General features: G+C 72.4%; 20 protein-coding genes. 10 read left to right on the forward strand and 10 right to left on the reverse strand.

The window, feature by feature from the left end:
• Positions 1 to 49: 49 nt before the first annotated feature.
• On the forward strand, positions 50 to 862 hold the full coding sequence (locus tag ACFWRV_RS04160) for a helix-turn-helix domain-containing protein (protein WP_384328001.1): 813 nt from the start codon (positions 50 to 52) through the stop codon (positions 860 to 862).
• A gap of 92 nt (positions 863 to 954) precedes the next feature.
• On the opposite strand, the gene ACFWRV_RS04165 is transcribed toward ACFWRV_RS04160, so the two are convergent.
• Complete coding sequence (locus ACFWRV_RS04165) at positions 955 to 2,586, reverse strand: ABC-F family ATP-binding cassette domain-containing protein (RefSeq protein ID WP_384327886.1); 1,632 nt, start codon at positions 2,584 to 2,586, stop codon at positions 955 to 957.
• 213 nt (positions 2,587 to 2,799) lie between these two features.
• Complete coding sequence (locus ACFWRV_RS04170) at positions 2,800 to 3,216, reverse strand: SsgA family sporulation/cell division regulator (protein WP_384327888.1); 417 nt, start codon at positions 3,214 to 3,216, stop codon at positions 2,800 to 2,802.
• A gap of 206 nt (positions 3,217 to 3,422) precedes the next feature.
• Here ACFWRV_RS04170 and ACFWRV_RS04175 point away from each other — a divergent pair, with 206 nt between their 5' ends.
• On the forward strand, positions 3,423 to 4,541 hold the full coding sequence (locus ACFWRV_RS04175; RefSeq protein WP_384327891.1) for a WD40/YVTN/BNR-like repeat-containing protein: 1,119 nt from the start codon (positions 3,423 to 3,425) through the stop codon (positions 4,539 to 4,541).
• 43 nt (positions 4,542 to 4,584) lie between these two features.
• Here ACFWRV_RS04175 and ACFWRV_RS04180 read toward each other — a convergent pair whose 3' ends face one another.
• The 3 genes from ACFWRV_RS04180 to ACFWRV_RS04190 all read right to left on the reverse strand — a co-directional run bounded on the left by ACFWRV_RS04180 (position 4,585) and on the right by ACFWRV_RS04190 (position 7,229).
• Entirely contained in the window at positions 4,585 to 5,451 is an 867-nt protein-coding gene (locus ACFWRV_RS04180; RefSeq protein ID WP_384327894.1) for an alpha/beta fold hydrolase, read from the reverse strand.
• A 70-nt stretch (positions 5,452 to 5,521) separates the two neighbouring features.
• Complete coding sequence (locus ACFWRV_RS04185; RefSeq protein WP_384327896.1) at positions 5,522 to 5,818, reverse strand: YciI family protein; 297 nt, start codon at positions 5,816 to 5,818, stop codon at positions 5,522 to 5,524.
• A gap of 10 nt (positions 5,819 to 5,828) precedes the next feature.
• Positions 5,829 to 7,229 carry an LRV domain-containing protein gene (locus ACFWRV_RS04190; protein WP_384327899.1) on the reverse strand — a complete coding sequence of 467 codons (1,401 nt, stop codon included), beginning with the start codon at positions 7,227 to 7,229 and terminating at the stop codon, positions 5,829 to 5,831.
• Between the two features lie 100 nt (positions 7,230 to 7,329).
• Here ACFWRV_RS04190 and ACFWRV_RS04195 point away from each other — a divergent pair, with 100 nt between their 5' ends.
• Both ACFWRV_RS04195 and mmpA read left to right on the forward strand, forming a co-directional pair.
• The gene (locus tag ACFWRV_RS04195) at positions 7,330 to 8,022 is read left to right on the forward strand and encodes an endonuclease V (RefSeq protein ID WP_384327902.1); all 693 of its coding nucleotides are present in this window, start codon (positions 7,330 to 7,332) and stop codon (positions 8,020 to 8,022) included.
• Positions 8,023 to 8,151: 129 nt separating this feature from the next.
• Entirely contained in the window at positions 8,152 to 8,298 is a 147-nt protein-coding gene (gene mmpA, locus ACFWRV_RS04200; RefSeq protein ID WP_384327905.1) for a morphogenic membrane protein MmpA, read from the forward strand.
• A 130-nt stretch (positions 8,299 to 8,428) separates the two neighbouring features.
• Here the strand turns inward: mmpA and ACFWRV_RS04205 are convergent, their stop codons facing one another.
• A complete protein-coding gene (locus ACFWRV_RS04205) occupies positions 8,429 to 8,560 on the reverse strand; it encodes a hypothetical protein (protein WP_384327908.1) in 132 nt (43 codons plus the stop codon).
• Positions 8,561 to 8,809: 249 nt separating this feature from the next.
• Here ACFWRV_RS04205 and ACFWRV_RS04210 point away from each other — a divergent pair, with 249 nt between their 5' ends.
• A complete protein-coding gene (locus ACFWRV_RS04210) occupies positions 8,810 to 10,222 on the forward strand; it encodes an MFS transporter (RefSeq protein ID WP_384327911.1) in 1,413 nt (470 codons plus the stop codon).
• Positions 10,223 to 10,401: 179 nt separating this feature from the next.
• Here the strand turns inward: ACFWRV_RS04210 and ACFWRV_RS04215 are convergent, their stop codons facing one another.
• From ACFWRV_RS04215 to ACFWRV_RS04225, 3 genes are all read right to left on the reverse strand, one after another.
• Complete coding sequence (locus ACFWRV_RS04215) at positions 10,402 to 10,917, reverse strand: GNAT family N-acetyltransferase (protein WP_384327914.1); 516 nt, start codon at positions 10,915 to 10,917, stop codon at positions 10,402 to 10,404.
• Between the two features lie 192 nt (positions 10,918 to 11,109).
• On the reverse strand, positions 11,110 to 12,207 hold the full coding sequence (locus ACFWRV_RS04220) for a methyltransferase domain-containing protein (RefSeq protein WP_384328004.1): 1,098 nt from the start codon (positions 12,205 to 12,207) through the stop codon (positions 11,110 to 11,112).
• Between the two features lie 332 nt (positions 12,208 to 12,539).
• Positions 12,540 to 13,730: a saccharopine dehydrogenase family protein gene (locus tag ACFWRV_RS04225; RefSeq protein WP_384327917.1), complete on the reverse strand. Its 1,191-nt coding sequence runs from the start codon at positions 13,728 to 13,730 to the stop codon at positions 12,540 to 12,542.
• A gap of 207 nt (positions 13,731 to 13,937) precedes the next feature.
• On the opposite strand from ACFWRV_RS04225, the gene ACFWRV_RS04230 reads away from it, so the two are divergent.
• From ACFWRV_RS04230 to ACFWRV_RS04245, 4 genes are read left to right on the forward strand one after another with little or no spacing between them, the layout of a single operon-like run.
• Positions 13,938 to 15,086, forward strand: coding sequence for a CaiB/BaiF CoA transferase family protein (locus ACFWRV_RS04230; RefSeq protein WP_384327920.1), 1,149 nt, complete (start codon positions 13,938 to 13,940; stop codon positions 15,084 to 15,086).
• A gap of 8 nt (positions 15,087 to 15,094) precedes the next feature.
• Positions 15,095 to 16,237 (forward strand): acyl-CoA dehydrogenase family protein, encoded by a 1,143-nt coding sequence (locus ACFWRV_RS04235; RefSeq protein ID WP_384327923.1) that lies wholly within the window; start codon positions 15,095 to 15,097, stop codon positions 16,235 to 16,237.
• Positions 16,238 to 16,297: 60 nt separating this feature from the next.
• A complete protein-coding gene (locus ACFWRV_RS04240; protein WP_384327926.1) occupies positions 16,298 to 17,512 on the forward strand; it encodes an acetyl-CoA C-acetyltransferase in 1,215 nt (404 codons plus the stop codon).
• Between the two features lie 42 nt (positions 17,513 to 17,554).
• A complete protein-coding gene (locus ACFWRV_RS04245; protein ID WP_384327929.1) occupies positions 17,555 to 19,726 on the forward strand; it encodes a 3-hydroxyacyl-CoA dehydrogenase NAD-binding domain-containing protein in 2,172 nt (723 codons plus the stop codon).
• Between the two features lie 30 nt (positions 19,727 to 19,756).
• Here the strand turns inward: ACFWRV_RS04245 and ACFWRV_RS04250 are convergent, their stop codons facing one another.
• Positions 19,757 to 20,488, reverse strand: a complete 732-nt coding sequence (locus ACFWRV_RS04250) for a MerR family transcriptional regulator (RefSeq protein WP_384327932.1) — start codon at positions 20,486 to 20,488, stop codon at positions 19,757 to 19,759.
• 129 nt (positions 20,489 to 20,617) lie between these two features.
• On the opposite strand from ACFWRV_RS04250, the gene ACFWRV_RS04255 reads away from it, so the two are divergent.
• Positions 20,618 to 21,094: an Appr-1-p processing protein gene (locus ACFWRV_RS04255; RefSeq protein ID WP_384327935.1), complete on the forward strand. Its 477-nt coding sequence runs from the start codon at positions 20,618 to 20,620 to the stop codon at positions 21,092 to 21,094.

The following is a 21,094-nucleotide window of genomic DNA, read 5'->3' on the forward strand; positions in this document are numbered from 1 at the left end:
GGTGGAAGTCGCCGTGCCCCGCACGTCGAGCCGGCTCCCGGGGGTCGCCATGGCCGGGTTCCGTCAACTCGCCCCGCTCCACGTGGACATCGCCATGGTCGCGCACCCCTCGGTCACGCTGTTCGTGGATCTGAGCAAGGGGGACGGCCTCATCCGCGACGCCCACGGCCGGCGCGAACGCGGCAGTACGGTCGTGGGACTGGCGTCGGGCGCCCTGCGGTTCGGAGGCAGTGCGGACGGGAAGGTCGAGTGCCTTCAGATCCGGTTGTCACCGGTCCTGGCGGCCGCGGTGCTCGGCGCCTCGACCGACCTCAGCGGAACGGTCGTCCCCCTGGAGGACGTCTGGGGCCGCGACGCCGGGCGGATCGAGGACAGGCTGCGGCAGGCCGCGTCCTGGGACGAGCGGTTCACCGTCGCGGCGGACGCCATCGGCCGACGGCTGAACGCGCGGCCGTCGCCCGATCCGGAGGTGGCCGCCGCCTGGCGGCTGATGCTTGCCGGCCGGGGCCGGATGGGCGTCGGCAGTCTGGCGGACTCGGTGGGATGGAGCCGCAAGCGCCTGTGGTCACGGTTCCGGTCCCAGATCGGCCTCGCCCCGAAGCACGCCGCCCGGCTGATCCGCTTCGACCACGCCGCCCACCGCCTCGCGGCGGGCGACGCCGCCGCCCGGGTGGCGGCCGTGACCGGCTACGCCGATCAGGCCCATCTCCACCGCGAGGTCAGGGCCTTCACCGGAGTGACCCCCACCGCCGTGGCCGCCGCGCCGTGGCTCGCCATCGACGACCTCGCGTGGCCGGCCCCGGCGGCGGGCCGGACCCCGCCGGGGCCCCGTGATCCGTCAGGTGACGGCGAGGTCGTCTGAGGCCCGATGAGAGGAGCGGCCGCGCGCGCTCGTCACGGGCGCGGGCCGGCCCGCCGCGTCCCGGCCGGGCCCGCGTCGTCGCGGGCGCCCCCTCAGCGGCCCTCGCGCACCTCCTCCGCCGTCGTGTCCCGCAGTCCGCCGTCGAGCCGGAGCCAGCGGGTGATCCCGATCGACTCCAGGAACGGCACGTCGTGGCTCGCCACGATCAACGCCCCCTGGTACGCCTCCAGCGCCTCGGTCAGCCGTCGTACGCTCGCCAGGTCGAGGCTGTTCGTCGGCTCGTCGAGCAGCAGCAGCCGGGGCGCCGGGTCGGCCAGCAGCAGCATCGCCAGCGTCGCCCGGAACCGCTCGCCGCCCGACAGGGTCCCCGCCGGGCGGTCCGCCGTGGCCCCCTTGAACAGGAAGTGGGCCAGCCGCGCCCGTACCGCGTTCTCCGTGCGGTCGGGGGCCGACCGCGCCACGTTCCGCGCCACCGACGACGCGTCGTCCAGCACGTCCAGCCGCTGCGGCAGGAACCCCGTCGCGACCAGCGGGCTCGCCTCGCCCGAGAGGGGCGCGAGCTCACCGGCGATCAGACGGAGCAGCGCCGTCTTGCCCGCCCCGTTGCGCCCGGTCAGCGCGATCCTCTCCGGGCCCCGCACCATCAACTCGCCGCGCAGCGGCGGCCCGTACGGCGGCACCGGGTCGCGCAGCAGCAGTACCTCGCTGCCCGGGTGGACCCGGGTGTCCGGCAGCTCGATCCGGATCTCCTCGTCCTCCCGTACCGCTGACTCCGCCTCGTCCAGGCGCTCTTCGGCCGCCGCCAGCCGCTCCGTGTGCAGGATGCGGTGCTTGCCGGCCGACACCTGGGCCGAGCGCTTGCGCTGCCCCATGATGACCTTGGGCTCGCGCTTCGTGTCCCACATCTTCTGCCCGTAGCGCTTACGACGGGCCAACTTGACGTATGCGTCGGACAGTTCGCGTTTCTGCCGCTGCACGTCCGACTCGGCGGCCCGCACCATCCGCTGCGCCGCCTCCTGCTCGACGGCGAGCGCCTCCTCGTACGCCGACAGGTTCCCGCCGTACCAGGTGACCGAACCCTCGCGCAGATCGGCGATCCGGTCCACCCGCTCCAGCAGTTCCCGGTCGTGGCTGACGACCAGCAGCGCCCCCGTCCAGGCGTCCACCACGTCGTACAGCCGCCGACGGGCGTAGGTGTCCAGGTTGTTCGTCGGCTCGTCCAGCAGCAGCACGCCGGGCCGGTCCAGCAGCAGCGCGGCCAGCCGCAGCAGGACGCACTCGCCGCCGGACATCTCCCCGATCGTGCGGTCGAGCCCGATGTGCCCGAGGCCCAGCCCGTCCAGGGCCGCGAGGGACCGTTCCTCGATGTCCCAGTCGTCGCCGATCACCGCGAAGTGCTCGGCCCGGACGTCACCCGCCTCGACCGCGTCGAGCGCCGCGCGCCGGTCCGCGATGCCGAGCACCGCGTCGACCCGCAGCGCGGTGTCCAGGACCAGGTCCTGGGGCAGATAGGCGAGTTCACCTCGGGTCCTGATCAACCCGGACCGTGGGGCGAGCTCACCGGCGATCAGCCGCAACAGGGTCGATTTACCGCAGCCGTTGAGGCCGATCAGGCCGGTGCGGCCGGGGCCCACGGTCAGGTCGAAGTCGGTGAAGACCTCGCTGCCGTCGGGCCAGGAGAAGGAGAGGGAGGCACAGCTGATATGGGTGTCGGTGGCAGACATACGGAACTCCCGTTGTGCGTCGGGAACGACAAGGACGGCCGAGAGAAGCTGAGATCGCACACGGGCGCTCCGGGCCACGACAGGGCGCGGCGGGCGCTGCACGGTGTGCACAGGACCTCAGATCAGCAACGTCCTACTCCGATCGACGACAACAGGGACGTTCACGAAGGTAGGGCCGGGGCGCGGGCCCGGCAACCGGATTTCCGCCGAGGTTCAGCAAGGACCGCCGAGCAGGTCGGTCAGACCCCGGTCCAGGTCCAGATAACGGTGCTCGTCGCCCACCGGAACCAGTTCCTGCGCCCGCTGGAGGAAACGCCGCAGCTCCTCGGTGCGCACATGGACCATGGCGATGCCCTCGGGGGCGTGGAACTCCAGCACGGTCCGCTCGTACCCGAAGGGCCGTACGCGAACGTCGCCCTGCCCGGCGGGGGAGTCCACCCCGGTGGTCAGCAGCTCGCGGGAGAACTCCCAGGACACCTCGGTGCCTTCGAGGGTCGCCGGGGCCGGGAACGCCATGCGTACGGCGAAGGGGTACTGGCGGTCATAACTCAAGGTGGCGGGCAGGGTCTCCATCCGCGGTGCGGACGCGACCATGCGAGCCTGCACGGACTGCTCGATAACGCTGGACAAGACCTGCTCCCTCTCGCGGCTGGGTGAACGGTTCCCGGCACTGGAGTAGACGACGGAACTCCTCGTTTCGTGCACCGGCGCGCGGCGTGAGCTGCGTCACCGGCTCCGGCCGACTCCTTACTGATCTCCGCGCGCCCCGCTCTCCTGCCCGTTCAGCGGCGACGCACCCTGGACGGGCCCGGGCCCGTGGGCTAGCTTCCAGCGCCATGAAGGCCATGGGGAACACGAGACGGCTGATGGCACTGGTGACCGGCGGCGCGGCCCTGGCCGCCGCACTGGTCGCACCGGGCGCACACGCGGCGCCGACGGAAGGCGCGGGGGTGGTCTCCCGGGATGCGGACGGCCGCGGACTCCTGCCCGGCTGGCGGCTCACCGACACCGGCACCGACGTCCGCTTCCGGGGTCTCGCCGCGGTCAGCCGTACCACCGCCTGGGTCGCCGGTTCGAAGGGCACGGTCCTGCGCACCGGCGACGGCGGCCGCACCTGGCGTGACGTGTCACCACCGGGAGCCGCCGAGCTGGAGCTGCGGGACATCGAGGCGTTCGACGGCCGCCGGGCCGTCGCCCTGGCCATCGGCGAGGGCGAGGCCTCCCGGGTGCTGCGCACGGAGGACGGCGGGGCGACCTGGACCGAGTCCTTCCGCAACACCGATCCCCGCGCCTTCTTCAACTGCCTGACCTTCTTCGACAGCCGCCACGGCCTCGCGGCGGGCGACCCGGTGGACGGCAGGTTCCGGGTCCTGTCCACGGCGGACGGCGGCCGTTCCTGGCGGGTCCTGCCCGACGCCGGGATGCCCGCCGCCCAGCCCGGCGAGGCGGGGTTCGCGGCGAGCGGGCAGTGCCTGGTCAGCTCCGGCGCCAAGGACGTCTGGCTGACCACCGGGGGAGCGGCGACCGCCCGGGTCCTGCACTCCGGGGACCGGGGCCTGACCTGGACGGCGAGTGCGTCGACCCTCCCGGCGGGCGACCCGGCGCGCGGGGTCTTCGCCGTCGCCTTCCGCGACCGGGGGCACGGCATCGCCGTCGGCGGCGACTACCGCCCCGACCAGGCCTCCCCGAAGGCCGCCGCCGTCACCGGGGACGGCGGCCGGACCTGGCGGCAGTCCGCCACCCCGCCGCCCGCCTACCGCTCCGGCGTCACCTGGCTCCCGTACAGCCGATCCGCCGCCCTCGCCGTCGGCCCGACGGGCACCGACCTCACCCTGGACGGCGGGCGCACCTGGCGGACGGTCGACCCCGGTTCGTACGACACCGTCGACTGCACGCCCGACCTGGGCTGCTGGGCGGCGGGCGAGAAGGGACGGGTGGCCCGGCTGGGGTTCTAGGTTCCAGGGGGCCGCTTCGGGGTTCCGGTTCCGGGCAGCAGCCCTACGAGGCCTCCAGCACCTCGCGCAGCCGCCGCCCGAACTCGTCCGGCTTGCCCGGATAGCCGAACTCCCCGTCGAGGAAGCCGCCGTGATGGCTCGGGAAGACGGTCACCGGCTGCCCGAGCAGTTCGGCGGCAGCGGCGGACGTCCGCCCGGTCAGGACCGCCCGGGACTCCTCGCCCACGGCGATCACCACGCGGGTGCCGGCCGCGGCGATGGCGTCGGCGTCCGGCCGGTAGCCGCTGACCGCCCAGGACCGGTCGGACAGCAGCGGGTCGCCGCGGGTGCCGTCGTCCTCGGTCGGCATGCCGAACGCGGCGGGGTCGGGCTCGGGTCCGTCGAAGTACGCGTCGGTGAACTCGCCCTCCCACGAGGTCATGGCCACGAACGCGGCCATCCCGGCGCCCCACCCGCGCTTCTCGTACGCGTCCCGTACCCCGGCCCGGGCCCGGACGGCCGCCGGGCCGTCCGGCGTGAGCGTGATGAGCGGCGGCTCGTGCGCGACGAGGGTGGTCACATCGCCGGGGTGGCGGGCCACGAGGGCGAGAGCGGTGATCGCCCCGCCACTGCTGGCGAACATCTCGACCGGACCGGCCCCCAGCGCCTCGACGACGGCGTGCACGTCGTCGGCCTGGGTCCCGGGCGTGTGGTCGACCCGCCCGTCCTGACGGGCGGATCGGCCGAGCCCGCGCGGGTCGTAGGTGACGACGGTGCGCTCGGGGAAGCGGGCCGCCAGCGCGACGAACCCGGTGGCGTCCATGGGCTGCCCGATCATGAACAACGGCGGGCGGCCGTCGGCGGGCGGGAGCGGCCCGCGGACGTCGTACACGAGGTCGGCGCCGGCTGTCGTGAGTGTGTAGGTCTCCATACCCGTGCAGACCCGCCCCGCCCCGGAAACTCATCGCTGCCGGCGACAGCCACCGTGCGGCGTCCGCCCGCTACGGCAACCGCTGCTGGTACGGGGCGAGTCCGGGCGCCGTCTTGGTGGCGATGAACTCGGTGATCCGGTACGCGCACACACCGTGCGCGGCGAAGGGGTCGGCCGCCGCGATCTTCTCGATGGCCGCCCGGTCCTCCCCGACGGCCAGGATCACTCCGCCGTCCCGGGGGTTCTTGCGGCCCGAGGCGATGAAGACGCCCGCCGCGTAACTCTCGTCGAGCCAGGCGATGTGCTCCTGCATCAGCGCGTCGACGCGCTCGACCGGGGCCGTGTAGGTCAATTCGAGTACGAACATGATCGTCAGGCTACGGGATCCCGGCCGCCGCGAGGATGGACTCCATGGCGGTGAGCGGGAGGGCGGGCCCCTCCGCCGCGGCCCCGACGGTCTCCGGCTCGTGGAGGAGTTCGAGCAGCCGGCCCGCCGGCAGCCGGGCGTCCCGGGCCATGACGCCCCGGACGCCGGGGGACGGGTCGTGGCTCAGCCGCTCGATCAACTCCGCCGGGGCGTCCGGATCCCGCGCCACCAGCAACCGCGCCCCCGGATCCTCGCTCTCCGCGAACCGCGCGAGCCCGGCGCGCGGGAACTGCGGCCGGCCCAGCTGGTCGAACCGGGTGATGAACGGCGAGGCGAGCAGCGTCTCCAGGAGCAGATCGCCGGGGGCCGCCGGGTGGTTCTCGCACAGCAGCATGCGCACCACGAAGTCCTCGTCGGCGGCGAGCCGGGCCACCAGATCGCCGGGGAGATGCGGGCTGTACGCGGCGAAGCGCCGCATCCCCGGGTGCGCGGACTCGGCGCAGGCCCGCATGAGCACGGGATCGGTGAGCGACTGTCCCACCCACGCCGGGGGGTGGACACGGTCCTCGGACCCGAGGCTCCAGTCGATCGCCGCACGCCGCGCCTCGGTCAACTCCGGCCGCAGGGACACCGCGAGCCGAACCGCCGGTGAGGCGTCGGAGGCCAGGACGGCGACCAGCCGGTCCGGGAGCCCTGTATTGAAGGCGAGCCCCTCGCGTACGTCCTCGTCGCCGGTGGCGTACAGCCGGTCCGCCAGCTCACCCCCGAGCACCGCGCCCGCGGCCGTCTGCTGCCGCTGCCGGCCGGATTCCGCGGCGGCCACCTGTTCCAGGATCTCGGCGGGGGAGCCGACGACGACCCCCGCCACGTGGGCGGCCGCCCGCCGCACCGCAGGGTCGGGGTCGTCCAGGAACGGCCGCACCGCCGCGACGGGGGCGCCCCGCCAGTGGTACAGGGCGGACTCCCGTACCTCCGCCTCCGGGTCCGCGAGCAGCAGCGCCCACACCTCGTCCGGAACCGGGACGTACATGCCGAGGCGGGCCCGCACCCGCCGGTCCTCGTCCCGGGCGAGAGCGGCGCACACCTCGTCCGGAAGCGGATCGGCCTGGCGCCAACGGCCGTGCACCTCCGGCCCCGCCGCGACCCGTCGGCGTACCCACGGATCCGGGTCCGCGGCGAGCCGCGCCCGCTGCGCGCCGGCCGCTCCGGCGCCGACGGCGAGGTAGCCGCGTACCTCCCGGTCGGGGTGGGACACCGCGACGTCGCACACGGCCGCCGGGACCTCGTCGCGCTCGAACACGGAACCCCGCACCGGCCCCTGGGCGCCGGTCAGGATCCGCAGCAGCACCGATTCCGGGGCGGCCGGATTGCGCGCCAGGCCGTCGAGACGTATCAGGTCCGCTCTCTTCATCGCGCCAGTATGAGGAGCGGGCCCGCGCCCGGTCCGCCCGGCGGTCCGCGCAGCGCACCGCGTCACGGGCCGGCCTCCGTCACCGCATAAGCTTCGAGGCATGACGAGCTCCCCCACCCCCGCCCACGAGACCCCCGCCGACGAAGCCGAGGGCCGGGCGATCCAGGACCGGCTGCGCGGCCGGGTGATCCTGGACGAGGCGGGGCCGGAGCCCGGAACCGGGCTGGTCACCGGGGTGGACGTGGCCTACGACGACGAGAAGGACATCGTCGTCGCGGCGGCCGTCGTGCTGGACGCGGCGACGCTGGAGACGGTCGAGGAGGCCACCGCCGTCGGCAAGGTCACCTTCCCCTACGTCCCGGGGCTGCTGGCCTTCCGGGAGATCCCGATGGTGCTGGAGGCCCTTGAGGAGCTGAGCGTCGGTCCCGGTCTCGTCGTCTGCGACGGCTACGGTCTCGCGCACCCGCGCCGCTTCGGACTCGCCAGCCACCTGGGCGTGCTCACCGGGCTCCCGGTGATCGGCGTCGGCAAGAACCCGTTCACGTTCACCTACGAGGCCCCCGGCCCCCGGCGCGGCGACTTCTCCCCGCTGCTGGACGGCGAGGAGGAGGTGGGGCGGGCGCTGCGCACCCGGGAGGCCACCAGCCCGGTGTTCGTCTCGGTGGGCCACCGCATCAGCCTCGACAACGCCTGCGCCCACACGCTCCGCCTGGCCGGCCGCTACCGCCAGCCGGAGAGCACCCGCCGGGCGGACGCCCTGTGCCGGCGGACGCTGCGGGAAGCGACCGCCTGACGCAGCCGCCCGGGCCGCACCGCGCGCAGAGTTGCCGTCCGGCGCGTGATCGTCCCGGGCGTGGAACAGTCCTGCAACTGAGTACCTGTGCGGATGGCATAGATCCACAGGACTGGGCAGGCTGAACGCATGAACGCATCTCGCACAGCCGTCCGCCCCGTGCCCTTCGACCCTGCCCAGCGCCGCATGGCCCTCGGCATGCTCCTCGGCAGTGCCGCCGGGCTCGTCTGGCTGGGCGCGATGCTCTACACGCTGGCCGGCTGGATCTTCCAGTGACCTGAGTCAGAGATGTGCGGGCTGTTTTCGTCCGGACGAACGGTCTCGGGTTCTCGTTCCAGTCGGTGAGCCGCCCCCGCAGGTTGCGTTCTGGAGCGTGGACCGAGCGGTGGACGCCCGCGCCCGAGATTCATCCGGGCCGCAGAGGAAGCCGGCCCGCGCCGTCGAGGTCGCTGCCGCCGACGGCGGTGAACTCCCACTTCCCCGGCTCGACCTCGCGCCATCCCTCCGGGGCGGACGCGTGGACGGGCCGATCCAGCACCGCCCCACCGCCCCACCGTGCCGCGCACGATGGGGCTTCCTGCTGTCCAGGTACCGCCGGAGTGCCGGGGTGTCCGTGCGGGTGGGCCGGATGGTCGTGCGTGACGCGCGGCGGCGCTGTCGGTGTGTTTTCGTCGCTCTGACCGCACCCGGCACCCGGCACCCGGCCTTCGGATCGGAGCCGAGCGCGGAGGAGGCATGATTCCGGACCCGAGGACCGGGGTCCTCACGCCCGAGGAAGGACCGGAGCATGAACACCGAACCGGGAGCCAGGGCGCGGACCGGAGCCTTCGTCGCGGTGGCGGTCGCGCTCTTCTGCGTACAGGTCGACTTCTTCGCCCTCAACCTCGCCATCCCCGGCATCGCGCGCGAACTCGACGTGTCCGCCTCCGCCGCCCAGTGGACGCTCTCCGCCTACATGCTCGCCGTGGGCTGCTTCTTCGTCATCGGCGGCCGGATCGGCGACGTTTTCGGACGCAGGCCTGCTCTCCTCGCCGGCATCGCGCTGTTCGTGATCGGCTCCGTCGGCTGTGCGCTCGCGCCCGGGCTCGTGCTGCTCGTCGTCGCCCGCATCGTCCAGGGCATCGGCGCCGGCTTCGTCTTTCCGGTGTCCGTGTCGGTGATCACCAATGCCTTCTCCGACGAGAGCCGAGCCCGTGCTCTGGGAGCCGTCTTCGGTGTCGCGAACATCGGTACCGCCCTCGGCCCGTTCGTCGGCGGCGGCTTCACGGAGGGGCCCGGCTGGCGGTGGATCTTCTGGCTGCTCGCGCCACTGAGCGCGGCGGCGTTGGTTATCGCCGTGCTGTTCGTACCCGACTCCCGTGACGCCTCCGCGCCCCGCGAGCTCGACCTGACCGGCTGCTTCGCCGTTGTGTGCGCGCTCGCGGCCGTCACCCTCGCCGTCGAGCGCGGCAGCGCCTGGGGCTGGGACCACGCCCGGACCCTCGCCCTGTTCGGCCTGGCGCTGCTCGCCGGTGTCTTCTTCGTCCTGCGGGAGAACCGGATCCGTCATCCGCTCGTCGACCTACGGCTGTTCCGGAACACTCCCTACGTGCTGGTGACGGGCATGGGCTCGGTCGCCAACATGGGCTACGCCGTGACGGTCTTCGTCGCGACGCTCTACCTCCAGGGCGTGCGCGGGCTGTCACCGCTGATGGCGGGCGTGGTGTTCCTCGCACCCGCCGTGGTGGTCGCGCTCACCGGTCCGCTGGGAGCACGGCTCGCGCCCCGGATGCGGCCCACGGCCGTGATGGCGCTCGCCGGGGCGATCGCCGGGACGGGGATGATCGCGCTGAGCCTGGTCAGTGCCTGGTGGCTCTACGTTCCGGTGTTCGCCTGGTGCGGCCTCGGACTCGGACTGGGCTGGACGTTCTCCAGCGTGGCCACGCAGCAGGTCGTGCCGCCGGCGCGGGCGGGAGAGGCGTCCGGTGTGCTGCTGACGTTCCTCGTCACCCTGGGCGCCATCGCGCTCGCCGGTGCAGCGGCCGCGATCACGGCGATGACACCCGAGCAGCCGCCCGAGGACGCCTACGACGCCATTCTTCGCTTCGGAGGTGCGGTGATCCTCTTCGCGTCCATCGTGGTGATGACCGTTCGCCATCGGCTGGTCAGGCTCGGCAAGGTGCCTCCCCTCTCCATGCGAGCGCCTTGGCCGCCCCGATGAGTAGATGGGAGCTTCCTGCCGGCGCCCGCCCCGGCGACGAGTCCAGCCTCCCACTGATCGCTCCTGTCACCCCGGCCACGACCCCCGGCTCGTCTCCCCGGCCGCCGGCGTCGCCTGCGCGGCCGGGCGGCTGCTGACCGGCGACCCGAGCGAATCGGAACGGGCGACAGCCTGTCTCCTCAACTACCCGGCCGCAGGTCGAGAGTCCAGTTCTGGCCGACGAGATCGTGGCCGTAACTGTGGTGGCGTTCCTCGTCGGCGAGGGTGAAGCCGAAGCTCTGGTAGATCTTGCGCGCCGCTGTCAGCACGTCGTTGGTCCACAACGTCACCTGGTCGTAGCCCGCCCCACGGGCGAAGGCCAGGCACTCCTCGACCAGGCGCGTCCCGAGGCGAAGCCCCCTGCCCTCCGGGGTGACGAGCAGGATCCGCAGCTTGGCCACCTTCGGCCGCTCGCCGGCGACAAGGAAGACGCAGCCCACGCGCCGTCCGTCGACCTCGGCGATCCAGCCCGCCTCACCGGTCGGGTCATGCTTGACGCCGTAGTCGGCGATGATCTTGGCGACGAGGACCTCGAAGTCGGTGTTCCAGCCGAACTGCTGGCTGTATGCCTCGCCGTGAGCCATGACCACCCATCCCAAGTCGCCCGGACGGTCGGCCCGACGCACGACGACCTGCCTCTGATCCTGCTCCGGCATGAACTTCTCTCCTGGCCTCGGGAACGTTCCGCACACATCACTGAAACGAGTGTTTCTCAAGGACCGGCACGTCGACTTCCCGGGCCGCTACCTCCAACATCACCGCCAGCGGCCCTGGACCGGGTCCGACCCAGCGCGCCCGAGGACGGTGACGAGGAGGAGGGGCCCGGGTCGGTCCGGACCGGTGCCCACTCAAGCCATGAGCAGGCGGAGGCCGAGGTCCGCCGTGTCGAGGTGGGCGAGATCGCGGTTGCGCTCAGCCCACCGGCCGGAGTCGAGGTCGTCGCGGAGGCTGCGCACCGCCCGCTGCTCGGCGTCCGGCCCGACCCTCGTCCACACCGACATCGCACGGCGGACGTGCTCCTCCAGATACGCCCCCGGTCTGCGCCAGTACGCCTCGAACAAGCCGTCAGCGCAGTCCCACGGGACGGGCACCGGCTCAGCGCGGGCGCCGATCGCGTCGGTCATCCCCGCAAGTGAGGGAAAGTCCGCGAGGACGGTGGCGAACTCGGGCAGGTAGTCCCGGGTGAGCCAGAACCGGTCCTGCCATCCGGGCTCGTCCGTGTCGAACGTCAGCACCACCACGCGGCGGGCCACGCGCCGCATCTCGCGCAGCCCCGCTATCGGGTCCCCCCAGTGGTGAACAGTGGAAACGGCCATCGCGACGTCGAAGGAGCGGTCCTCGAACGGCAGGCTCTCCGCGGCGGCGGCCACGCACGGCGCCGAGCCGGCCGGCCGCTGACGCCGCATGACCTCCGACGGCTCCACCGCGGTCACCTCGCGGTCGACCGGCTCGTAGGAGCCGGTGCCGGCCCCGACATTCAGTACCGTCCGCGCGTCCCCGAGCGCGTCCAGGATCCGCGCCGCGAACCGCGGCTCGGTACGCCGCGTCGCCGTGTAAGCGCCGCCGATCGCGTCGTACAGCCGTGACCCGAGCATCCCCAACTGCTCCTCCGGTGTCACCTTCAGCCCCCTCGCCCGTGTCTCAAGTTCCCTGTCGATGGCCGCCACCATGGCGTCAGCACGATCACGCCGCTCCAGCAGCAGGCCACGTAGCCGGCGCAGGTGCGCGACCGCGTCGGTGGACGAGTCGCCGACCAGCTCCGCAACCTCCCGCAACCCGAAGCCCAGCCGCCGGTAGCCCAGCACTTCCCTCAGCCGCTCGACGTCACCCGCCGAGTAGGCCCGATACCCACCCGCGGTCCGCGCCGACGGACGCACGAGTGCGATCTCGTCATAGTGATGCAGCGTGCGGACGCTCACGCCGGCCAGCTCGGCCACGCGCCCCACGGTCCAGTGATCTTCCACGGCACCGACTATGCAGCCTGACGTCACGTGAGGGTCAAGAGCCGCACTGATGACCGCAGGAGCAAGCCGATGCGGAGCCGTAGCCGCACGTCGCGCTACCGTCAGAAACGACCCTCAGCCCGAGCAAGATCAAAAACGACGGCCCGGCGGACGCGCAGCGCCGCTCCGGTTCGCGGACATGGTTCTCGCCAGGCTCCCGCGCGTACCACCTCCGCCGACCGCGGGCCGGTCGGCCGTGGCGCCCCGGCACCCGGTCCCGCTCACCCTCAAGATCCACTTTCGGCCCGCCCCCGGGGTGCCCAGGGCCCGTCGGGCTACCGCACCGCCGCGACCCGGAACCGCAGTCCCGCCGCCGTCAGCCGCTCCAGCAGTGCGTCGCCCATCGCCATCGCCGTGGTGACCTGCCCGGAGGTCTCCGGCAGCTCGTCCAAGGCCAGGCACACCGCGGACTCGGCGAGGATCTTCGCCGTCTCGCCGTAACCCGGGTCGCCGCCGGACACCTCGGTGAAGACGCGCCGCCCGCCGCCCTCGCCGACGAAGCGGACCGTGAACCAGCTCCGCTCGCGGCGCTCCTCGTCCGGCCCCTGCCCCGGCTCGTAACGGCTCATCAGCCACTCCCGTACGCCTTCCACCTGCGCGGCAGCGACCAGCCCGCCGATCGCCACCGGGGCGCCGAGAGCCATCGGCAGCGTCTTGACCGAGGCGAAGTGCCGGTAGCGGAAGTCGGGGCCGTACCGCTCCAGGGCCCGTGCCGAGCGGCCCACGATCGTCGGGTCGACCGTCGGCAGCGGCAGCGCCCAGGTGCCGGTGGACCCGCTGAAGTGCGGCGAGCCCGCCGGGGTGCGGACGCGACGTCCCACCAGGCGCGGCTCGTTGAGCCTGCGCTCCCGGGCGGCGGCCAGCATCTGCGGGCCCCGGCCCATCGCGGTCAGCGCCGAGGCGAACGTCCCGCCGGAGAACACCGCGTTGGTGCGGACGAAACCGTCGACGGCCAGGGGGACGTCCTCGGGCAGCTGCTTGACGGTGAACCAGGCCCCCAGGTCGTGGGGGACGGAGTCGAAGCCGCAGGCGTGCACCATGCGCGCCCCCGTCTCGCGGGCCCGGGCGTCGTGCTCCAGATACATCCGGTCGATGAACTCCGCCTCGCCCGTGAGGTCCGCGTAGTCCGTCCCGGCATCGGCGCAGGCGGCGACGAGCTTCTCGCCGTAACGGAGGTACGGGCCCACGGTCGTGGCCACCACCCGGGTGGAGGCGGCCAGTCGGGCCAGCGCCTCCGCGTCGTCCGCGTCGGTCTCCAGCAGCGGCAGCTCCGAGCAGCCCGGGGCGATCTCGGTAAGCCGCTCGCGCAGCTTCTCCAGCTTGGTGCGACTGCGGCCGGCCAGCGCCCAGCGGAGACCGGCGGGGGCATGGGCCGCCAGGTATTCGGCGGTGAGCGTCCCCACGAAGCCGGTGGCGCCGAAGAGGATCACGTCCAAGTGGCGTGACGCGTCGTTCTGCCTGTTCACGAGTACCTCCGCTGGGAGCCGACTGCCGACGTGGCAGGCAGAGGGTAGCGGAGAGCGACGTGGCGGCGTGCGGCCGGGCGGGCCGGATGAGAGAGGATCGGAGGAAGAACTAAGCGCTTGCTCGGCCAGAGGGGTTGTGCGGAACCGGGCACGTTCTTAGCATCGTTGATGTTACATCGGTTGTGTCACACCCCTGGGGGCTCACAGATGGCGAAAGGCCCAAGGCCCGGGCACGGTCCGCTGACCGGTGTCCGTGTCGTCGAGCTGGCCGGCATCGGCCCCGGACCGTTCGCCGCGATGCTGCTGGCGGACCTCGGGGCCGACGTCGTACGCGTCGACCGGCCCGGCGGCGCGGGGCTCGGGATCGATCCCGCGTACGACCTCACCAACCGCAACAAGCGCTCCGTCCTCCTGGACCTCAAGAGCGACGAGGGGCCGGCCCGCGTCCTGGACCTCGTCGAACGCGCCGACATCCTGATCGAGGGCTACCGCCCCGGCGTCGCCGAACGTCTCGGCGTCGGCCCGGACGCCTGCCTCGCCCGCAACTCGAAGCTCGTCTACGGCCGGATGACCGGCTGGGGTCAGGACGGGCCGCTCGCCGACCGGGCGGGCCACGACATCGCCTACATCGCGCTCACCGGCACCCTGTCCATGATCGGCGAACCGGACGAACCGCCCACCGTCCCCGCCAACCTGGTCGGCGACTACGCGGGCGGCTCCCTCTACCTCGTCGTCGGCGTCCTCGCCGGCCTCCAGCACGCCCGCGCCCACGGCGAGGGGCAGGTCGTCGACGCCGCCATCGTGGACGGCGCGGCCCATCTCGCCACGATGATCCACGGCATGCTCGCCGCCGGGAGCTGGCAGGACCGGCGCGGCGCGAACCTGCTCGACGGCGGCTGCCCGTTCTACGGCACCTACGCCACCTCCGACGGCGGCCACATGGCGGTCGGCCCACTGGAGGGGCAGTTCTACGCCGAGTTCGCCGGCCTCCTGGGCATCGCGGAGGCCTTCCCCGACCGGTGGGACCTCGCCCGCTGGGACGAACTGCGCGCCGCCGTCACCGAACGCTTCCTCACCCGTACGCGCGCCGAGTGGACCGAGGTCTTCGCCGGCACCGACGCCTGCGTCGCCCCCGTGCTCTCGCTCACCGAAGCACCGCACCACCCGCACCTCGCCGCCCGCGCAACCTTCGTCGACCACGGCGGCCTCACCCAGCCCGCCCCCGCCCCGCGCTTCTCGGCCACCCCCGTCTCCGTACGTCGCGGGCCCGCGCGGCCCGGCGCCGACACGGAAGCCGTCGCCGCCGACTGGGACGTCCCCGCACTGCGGCCCGCCGACTCACCCGACACCCCCTAGGAGACCCCGTGCAACGGCAGATCTTCACCGAGGAGCACGACGCGTTCCGCGAGACCGTCCGGGCCTTCCTGGCCAAGGAGGTCCTCCCGTACTACGAGCAGTGGGAGCAGGACGGCATCGTCTCCCGTGAGGCCTGGCTCGCCGCCGGGCGCGCGGGACTGCTGGGCCTCGCCGTCCCGGAGGAGTACGGGGGCGGCGGCAGCGACGACTTCCGCTACAGCGCTGTCCTCGCCGAGGAGTTCACCCGGGCCGGGGCCGCCGGACTCGCGATCGGCCTGCACAACGACATCATCGGCCCCTACCTCACCGGCCTGGCCACCGACGAGCAGAAGCGCCGCTGGCTCCCCGGGTTCTGTTCCGGCGAGACCATCACCGCGATCGCCATGACCGAGCCGGGCGCGGGCTCCGACCTCCAGGGCATCCGCACCACCGCCGAGGACCAGGGCGACCACTGGCTGCTCAACGGCTCCAAGACCTTCATCTCCAACGGCATCCTCGCCGACCTGGTCATCGTCGTCGCGAAGACCACGCCCGAGGGCGGGGCCAAGGGCCTCTCCCTCATCGTCGTCGAACGGGGGGCGGAGGGCTTCGAGCGCGGCCGCAACCTCGACAAGATCGGCCAGAAGGCCCAGGACACCGCCGAGTTGTTCTTCGACGACGTCCGCGTCCCCAAGGAGAACCTCCTCGGGACACGCGACGGCGCGTTCCTCCACCTGATGACCAACCTGGCCCAGGAGCGCATGGGCATAGCGGTCGCCGGGATCGCCGCCGCCGAACACCTGCTGGAGATCACCACCCAGTACGTCAAGGAGCGCGAGGCCTTCGGACGTCCGCTCTCCAAGCTCCAGCACATCCGCTTCGAGATCGCCGAGATGGCCACCGAGTGTGCCGTCACCCGGACCTTCCTCGACCGGTGCATCGTCGACCACTCCGACGGCGTCCTGGACGCCGTCCACGCCTCCATGGCCAAGTGGTGGGCCACCGAACTCCAGAAGCGCGTCGCGGACCGCTGCCTCCAACTCCACGGCGGCTACGGCTACATGAGCGAGTACAAGGTAGCCAAGGCGTTCACCGACGGCCGCATCCAGACCATCTACGGCGGCACGACCGAGATCATGAAGGAGATCATCGGCCGCTCGCTGCTCGCCTGACCGGCCCTGATCGGCAAGCCCCGGTCCCGCGCCGACAACCACCCTCGAAAGGCAGCTGTCTTGAGTACCGAAGCATTCGTCTACGACGCGATCCGCACCCCCCGCGGCCGCGGCAAGGCCAACGGCGCCCTGCACGGGACCAAGCCGATCGACCTCGTCGTCGGCCTCATCCACGAGATCCGGGACCGCTTCCCCGGTCTCGACCCGGCCGCCATCGACGACATCGTCCTCGGCGTGGTCAGCCCCCTCGGCGACCAGGGCTCCGACATCGCCCGCATCGCCGCCATCGCGGCGGGCCTGCCCGACTCCGTCGCCGGGGTCCAGGAGAACCGCTTCTGTGCCTCGGGCCTGGAAGCGGTCAACCTGGCCGCCGCCAAGGTCCGTTCGGGCTGGGAGGACCTCGTCCTGGCCGGTGGCGTCGAATCGATGTCCCGCGTTCCGATGGGCTCCGACGGCGGGGCCTGGGCGATGGACCCGATGACCAGCTTCGAGACCGGCTTCGCCCCGCAGGGCGTCGGCGCCGACCTCATCGCCACCGTCGAGGGCTTCAGCCGCCGCGACGTCGACGAGTACGCCGCGCTCTCCCAGGAGCGCGCCGCCGCCGCCTGGAAGGACGGCCGCTTCGCCCGCTCCGTCGTCCCCGTCAAGGACCGCAACGGTCTGATCGTCCTCGACCGCGACGAGCACCTGCGCCCCGGGACCACCGCCGACTCCCTCGCCGGTCTCAAGCCGTCCTTCGCGGGCATCGGCGAGATGGGCGGCTTCGACGCGGTGGCGCTGCAGAAGTACCACTGGGTCGAGAAGATCGACCACGTCCACCACGCGGGCAACTCCTCCGGCATCGTCGACGGCGCGGCCCTCGTCGCCATCGGCTCGAAGGAGGTCGGCGAGCGCTACGGCCTCACCCCGCGCGCCCGCATCGTCTCCGCCGCCGTCTCCGGCTCCGAACCCACCATCATGCTCACCGGCCCCGCGCCCGCCACCCGCAAGGCGCTCGCCAAGGCCGGGCTGACCATCGACGACATCGACCTCGTCGAGATCAATGAAGCCTTCGCCGGAGTCGTCCTGCGCTTCGTCAAGGACATGGGCCTCTCCCTGGACAAGGTCAACGTCAACGGCGGCGCGATCGCGCTCGGCCACCCCCTCGGCGCGACCGGCGCGATGATCCTGGGCACCGTCATCGACGAACTGGAGCGCCGCGACCAGCGGTTCGGCCTGGTCACCCTCTGCGTCGGCGGCGGCATGGGCATCGCGACCGTCGTCGAACGCATCTGACCGTTCCCAGCCGCCCCCTTCGCTTACGGAGAAGACACCGACATGACCGAGAGCACCACCATCCGCTGGGAACAGGACGAGACCGGCGTCGTCACACTCGTCCTCGACGACCCGAACCAGTCGGCCAACACGATGAACCGGGCCTTCAAGGACTCCATCGCGGCCATCGCGGACCGCGCCGAGGCCGAGAAGGACTCCATCCGCGGCATCATCTACACCTCCGCCAAGAAGACCTTCTTCGCCGGCGGCGACCTCAAGGACATGATCAAGGTCGGCCCGGAGAACGCCCAGGCCGCCTTCGACACCGGCACCGAGATCAAGAACTCGCTGCGCCGCATCGAGACCCTCGGCAAGCCCGTCGTCGCCGCCATCAACGGGGCGGCCCTCGGCGGCGGTTACGAGATCGCGCTCGCCTCCCACCACCGCGTCGCCCTCGACGCCCCCGGCTCCCGCATCGGGCTGCCCGAGGTCACCCTCGGCCTGCTCCCGGCCGGCGGCGGAGTCACCCGGACCGTACGCCTCATGGGCATCGCCGACGCGCTGCTCAAGGTGCTCCTCCAGGGCACCCACTACACCCCGCGGCGCGCCCTGGAGAACGGCCTCGTCCACGCAGTGGCCGCCACCCGCGAGGAGATGCTCGACAAGGCCCGCGCCTTCATCGCGGCCAACCCGGAGTCCCAGCAGCCCTGGGACGTCGAGGGCTACAAGATCCCCGGTGGCACCCCGTCCAACCCTCGCTTCGCCGCCAACCTGCCCGCCTTCCCGGCCAACCTGAAGAAGCAGCTCGCGGGCGCGCCCATGCCCGCACCGCGCAACATCCTCGCGGCGGCCGTCGAGGGCGCTCAGGTCGACTTCGCGACCGCCCTGACCATCGAGGCCCGGTACTTCACCGAGCTGGTCACCGGCCAGGTCTCCAAGAACATGATCCAGGCGTTCTTCTTCGACCTCCAGGCCGTCAACTCCGGCGCCAACCGCCCCAAGGACATCCCCGAGCGCCCGGTCCGCAAGGTCGCCGTCCTCGGCGCCGGGATGATGGGCGCCGGCATCGCCTACTCCTGCGCCAGGGCCGGCATCGAGGTCGTCCTCAAGGACGTCTCCACCGAGGCGGCCGCCAAGGGCAAGGAGTACAGCGAGAAGCTGCTCGCCAAGGCGCTCTCCCGGGGCCGTACGACCGAGGCCAAGCGCGACGAGCTGCTGGCCCGGATCACCCCGACCGGCGACGCGGCCGACCTCGCGGGCTGCGACGCGGTGATCGAGGCCGTCTTCGAGGACACCGCCCTCAAGCACAAGGTGTTCCAGGAGATCCAGGACGTCATCGAGCCCGACGCGCTGCTCTGCTCCAACACCTCCACCCTCCCCATCACGGTCCTCGCCGAAGGCGTCTCGCGCCCCGTCGACTTCATCGGGCTTCACTTCTTCTCGCCCGTCGACAAGATGCCGCTGGTCGAGATCATCAAGGGCGAGCGGACCGGCGACGAGGCGCTCGCCCGCGCCTTCGACCTGGTGCGCCGGATCAAGAAGACGCCGATCGTCGTCAACGACTCGCGCGGCTTCTTCACCTCGCGCGTCATCGGCCAGTTCATCAACGAGGGCGTCGCCATGGTCGGCGAGGGCGTCGAGCCCGCCTCCATCGAGCAGGCCGCCGCCCAGTCCGGCTACCCGGCCAAGGTCCTCTCCCTGATGGACGAGCTGACCCTGACCCTGCCCCGTAAGATCCGCAACGAGACCAGGCGCGCGGTGGAGGAGGCCGGCGGCACCTGGCCCGGCCACCCCTCCGACGCGGTCATCGACCGCATGGTCGACGAGTTCGGCCGCCCGGGCCGCAGCGGGGGAGCGGGCTTCTACGACTACGACGAGGACGGCAGGCGCGCCGGCCTCTGGCACGGCCTGCGCGAGCACTTCACCAAGCCCGGCGCGGACGTCCCCTTCGAGGACATGAAGGAGCGGATGCTCTTCTCGGAGGCCCTGGACAGTGTCCGCTGCCTGGAGGAGAACGTGCTCATCTCCGTCGCCGACGCCAACATCGGCTCCATCATGGGCATCGGCTTCCCGCCGTGGACCGGTGGCGTCCTCCAGTACATCAACGGGTACGAGGGCGGCCTGCCCGGCTTCGTGGCCCGTGCCCGGGAGCTCGCCGAGCGTTACGGCGACCGCTTCCTGCCGCCCGCGCTGCTCGTGGAGAAGGCGGAGAAGGGCGAGACCTTCCACGACTGAGGCGCTCGCGCACCGCGTTCACCGGCGCTGTCACTCGGCGGTGAACGCGGCCCGCAGTTCCTCCTTGAGCGAGCGCTGAAAGGCCGTCACCAGCGCCTGCACCACGATCGGTTGCATATCCGCGGACAGCGACTTCATCGCCGCCACATGCTCCGGGTCGCCCTCGCGCTCCCGGTACGGGTTCCACACCTCGTCCCGGAACAGCCGGGTCATCTCCTGGGCGGCCGAACGGGTGTGCTTCAGCAGGACGGTCCGCGCCGCCAGGATCGTCTCGTGCGCGATCGGCACGTCCAGCAACTCCACCCCGAGCCGCAGCAGCCCCGGATCCACCCGGAACTCCCCGCCGGGCTCCGGCGGCCGGACCAGCACCCCCATCGCCGCCAGCCGCTCCACATCCGCCTCCGCCAGCGCCCGCCCGGCCCGCCGCTCCAGCTCGCCCCGCGAGAGGTCCTCGGTCTTGTCCGGCGCCCAGGACGCGACCAGCGCCCGGTGGATCGCCAGATCGTGGGCGCTCAGGTCGGGCGGCAACCGCTCCAGGTACCGTTCGATCGCCGACAGCGTCATGCCCTGCTGCTGGAGCTCCTCGATCAGGGCGAGCCGCGACAGGTGGTCCGGCCCGTAGTGCCCGACCCGGCGGGGCCCGATGACCGGGGGCGGCAGCAGGCCCCGGGTGCTGTAGAACCGCACGGTGCGCACGGTGACCCCGGCGCGTGCCGCCAGCTCGTCCACCGTGAGCGTCGGCTCGTCGGTCCCCGTCGCCATCTCTGCTCCTCGCCGTCGAACCTCGTATCGGACAGTGCCGCTGTCTCACCACAACTGTGAAAGTCTCCGGCACCATCGCTCCGCCGTCCACCCCGGACCGTTGTCAGCGGCGGCCCGTACGGTGACTCCATGTCGGAGATCACTTACGTACGGGGGGACGCCACCGCCCCGCAGGGCAAGGGCGTCAAGCTGATCGTCCACGTCTGCAACGACCTGGGCGGCTGGGGCAAGGGCTTCGTCCTCGCCCTCTCCCGCCGCTGGCCCGAGCCGGAGGCCGCCTACCGGCGCTGGCACCGTGAGCGGGCGGGCAACGACTTCGCTCTGGGGGCGGCCCAGTTCGTGCGGGTGGGGCCCTGTCTCTGGGTGGTCAACATGATCGGCCAGCGGGGCATGCGCACCGGCAGCAAAGGGGTGCCCGTGCGGTACGAAGCCATCGACGCGGCGCTCGGCGCGGTGGCAGCCAAGGCGGGCGAGCTCGGGGCGTCGGTCCATATGCCCCGGATCGGCTGCGGTCTCGCGGGCGGCAAGTGGTCCAGGATCGAGCCGCTGATCGAGCGACGCCTGATATCCGCCGGCCTGCCGGTGACGGTGTACGACCACGACTGA

It is taken from the genome of Streptomyces sp. NPDC058576 (assembly GCF_042718715.1).
Lineage (GTDB): Bacteria > Actinomycetota > Actinomycetes > Streptomycetales > Streptomycetaceae > Streptomyces.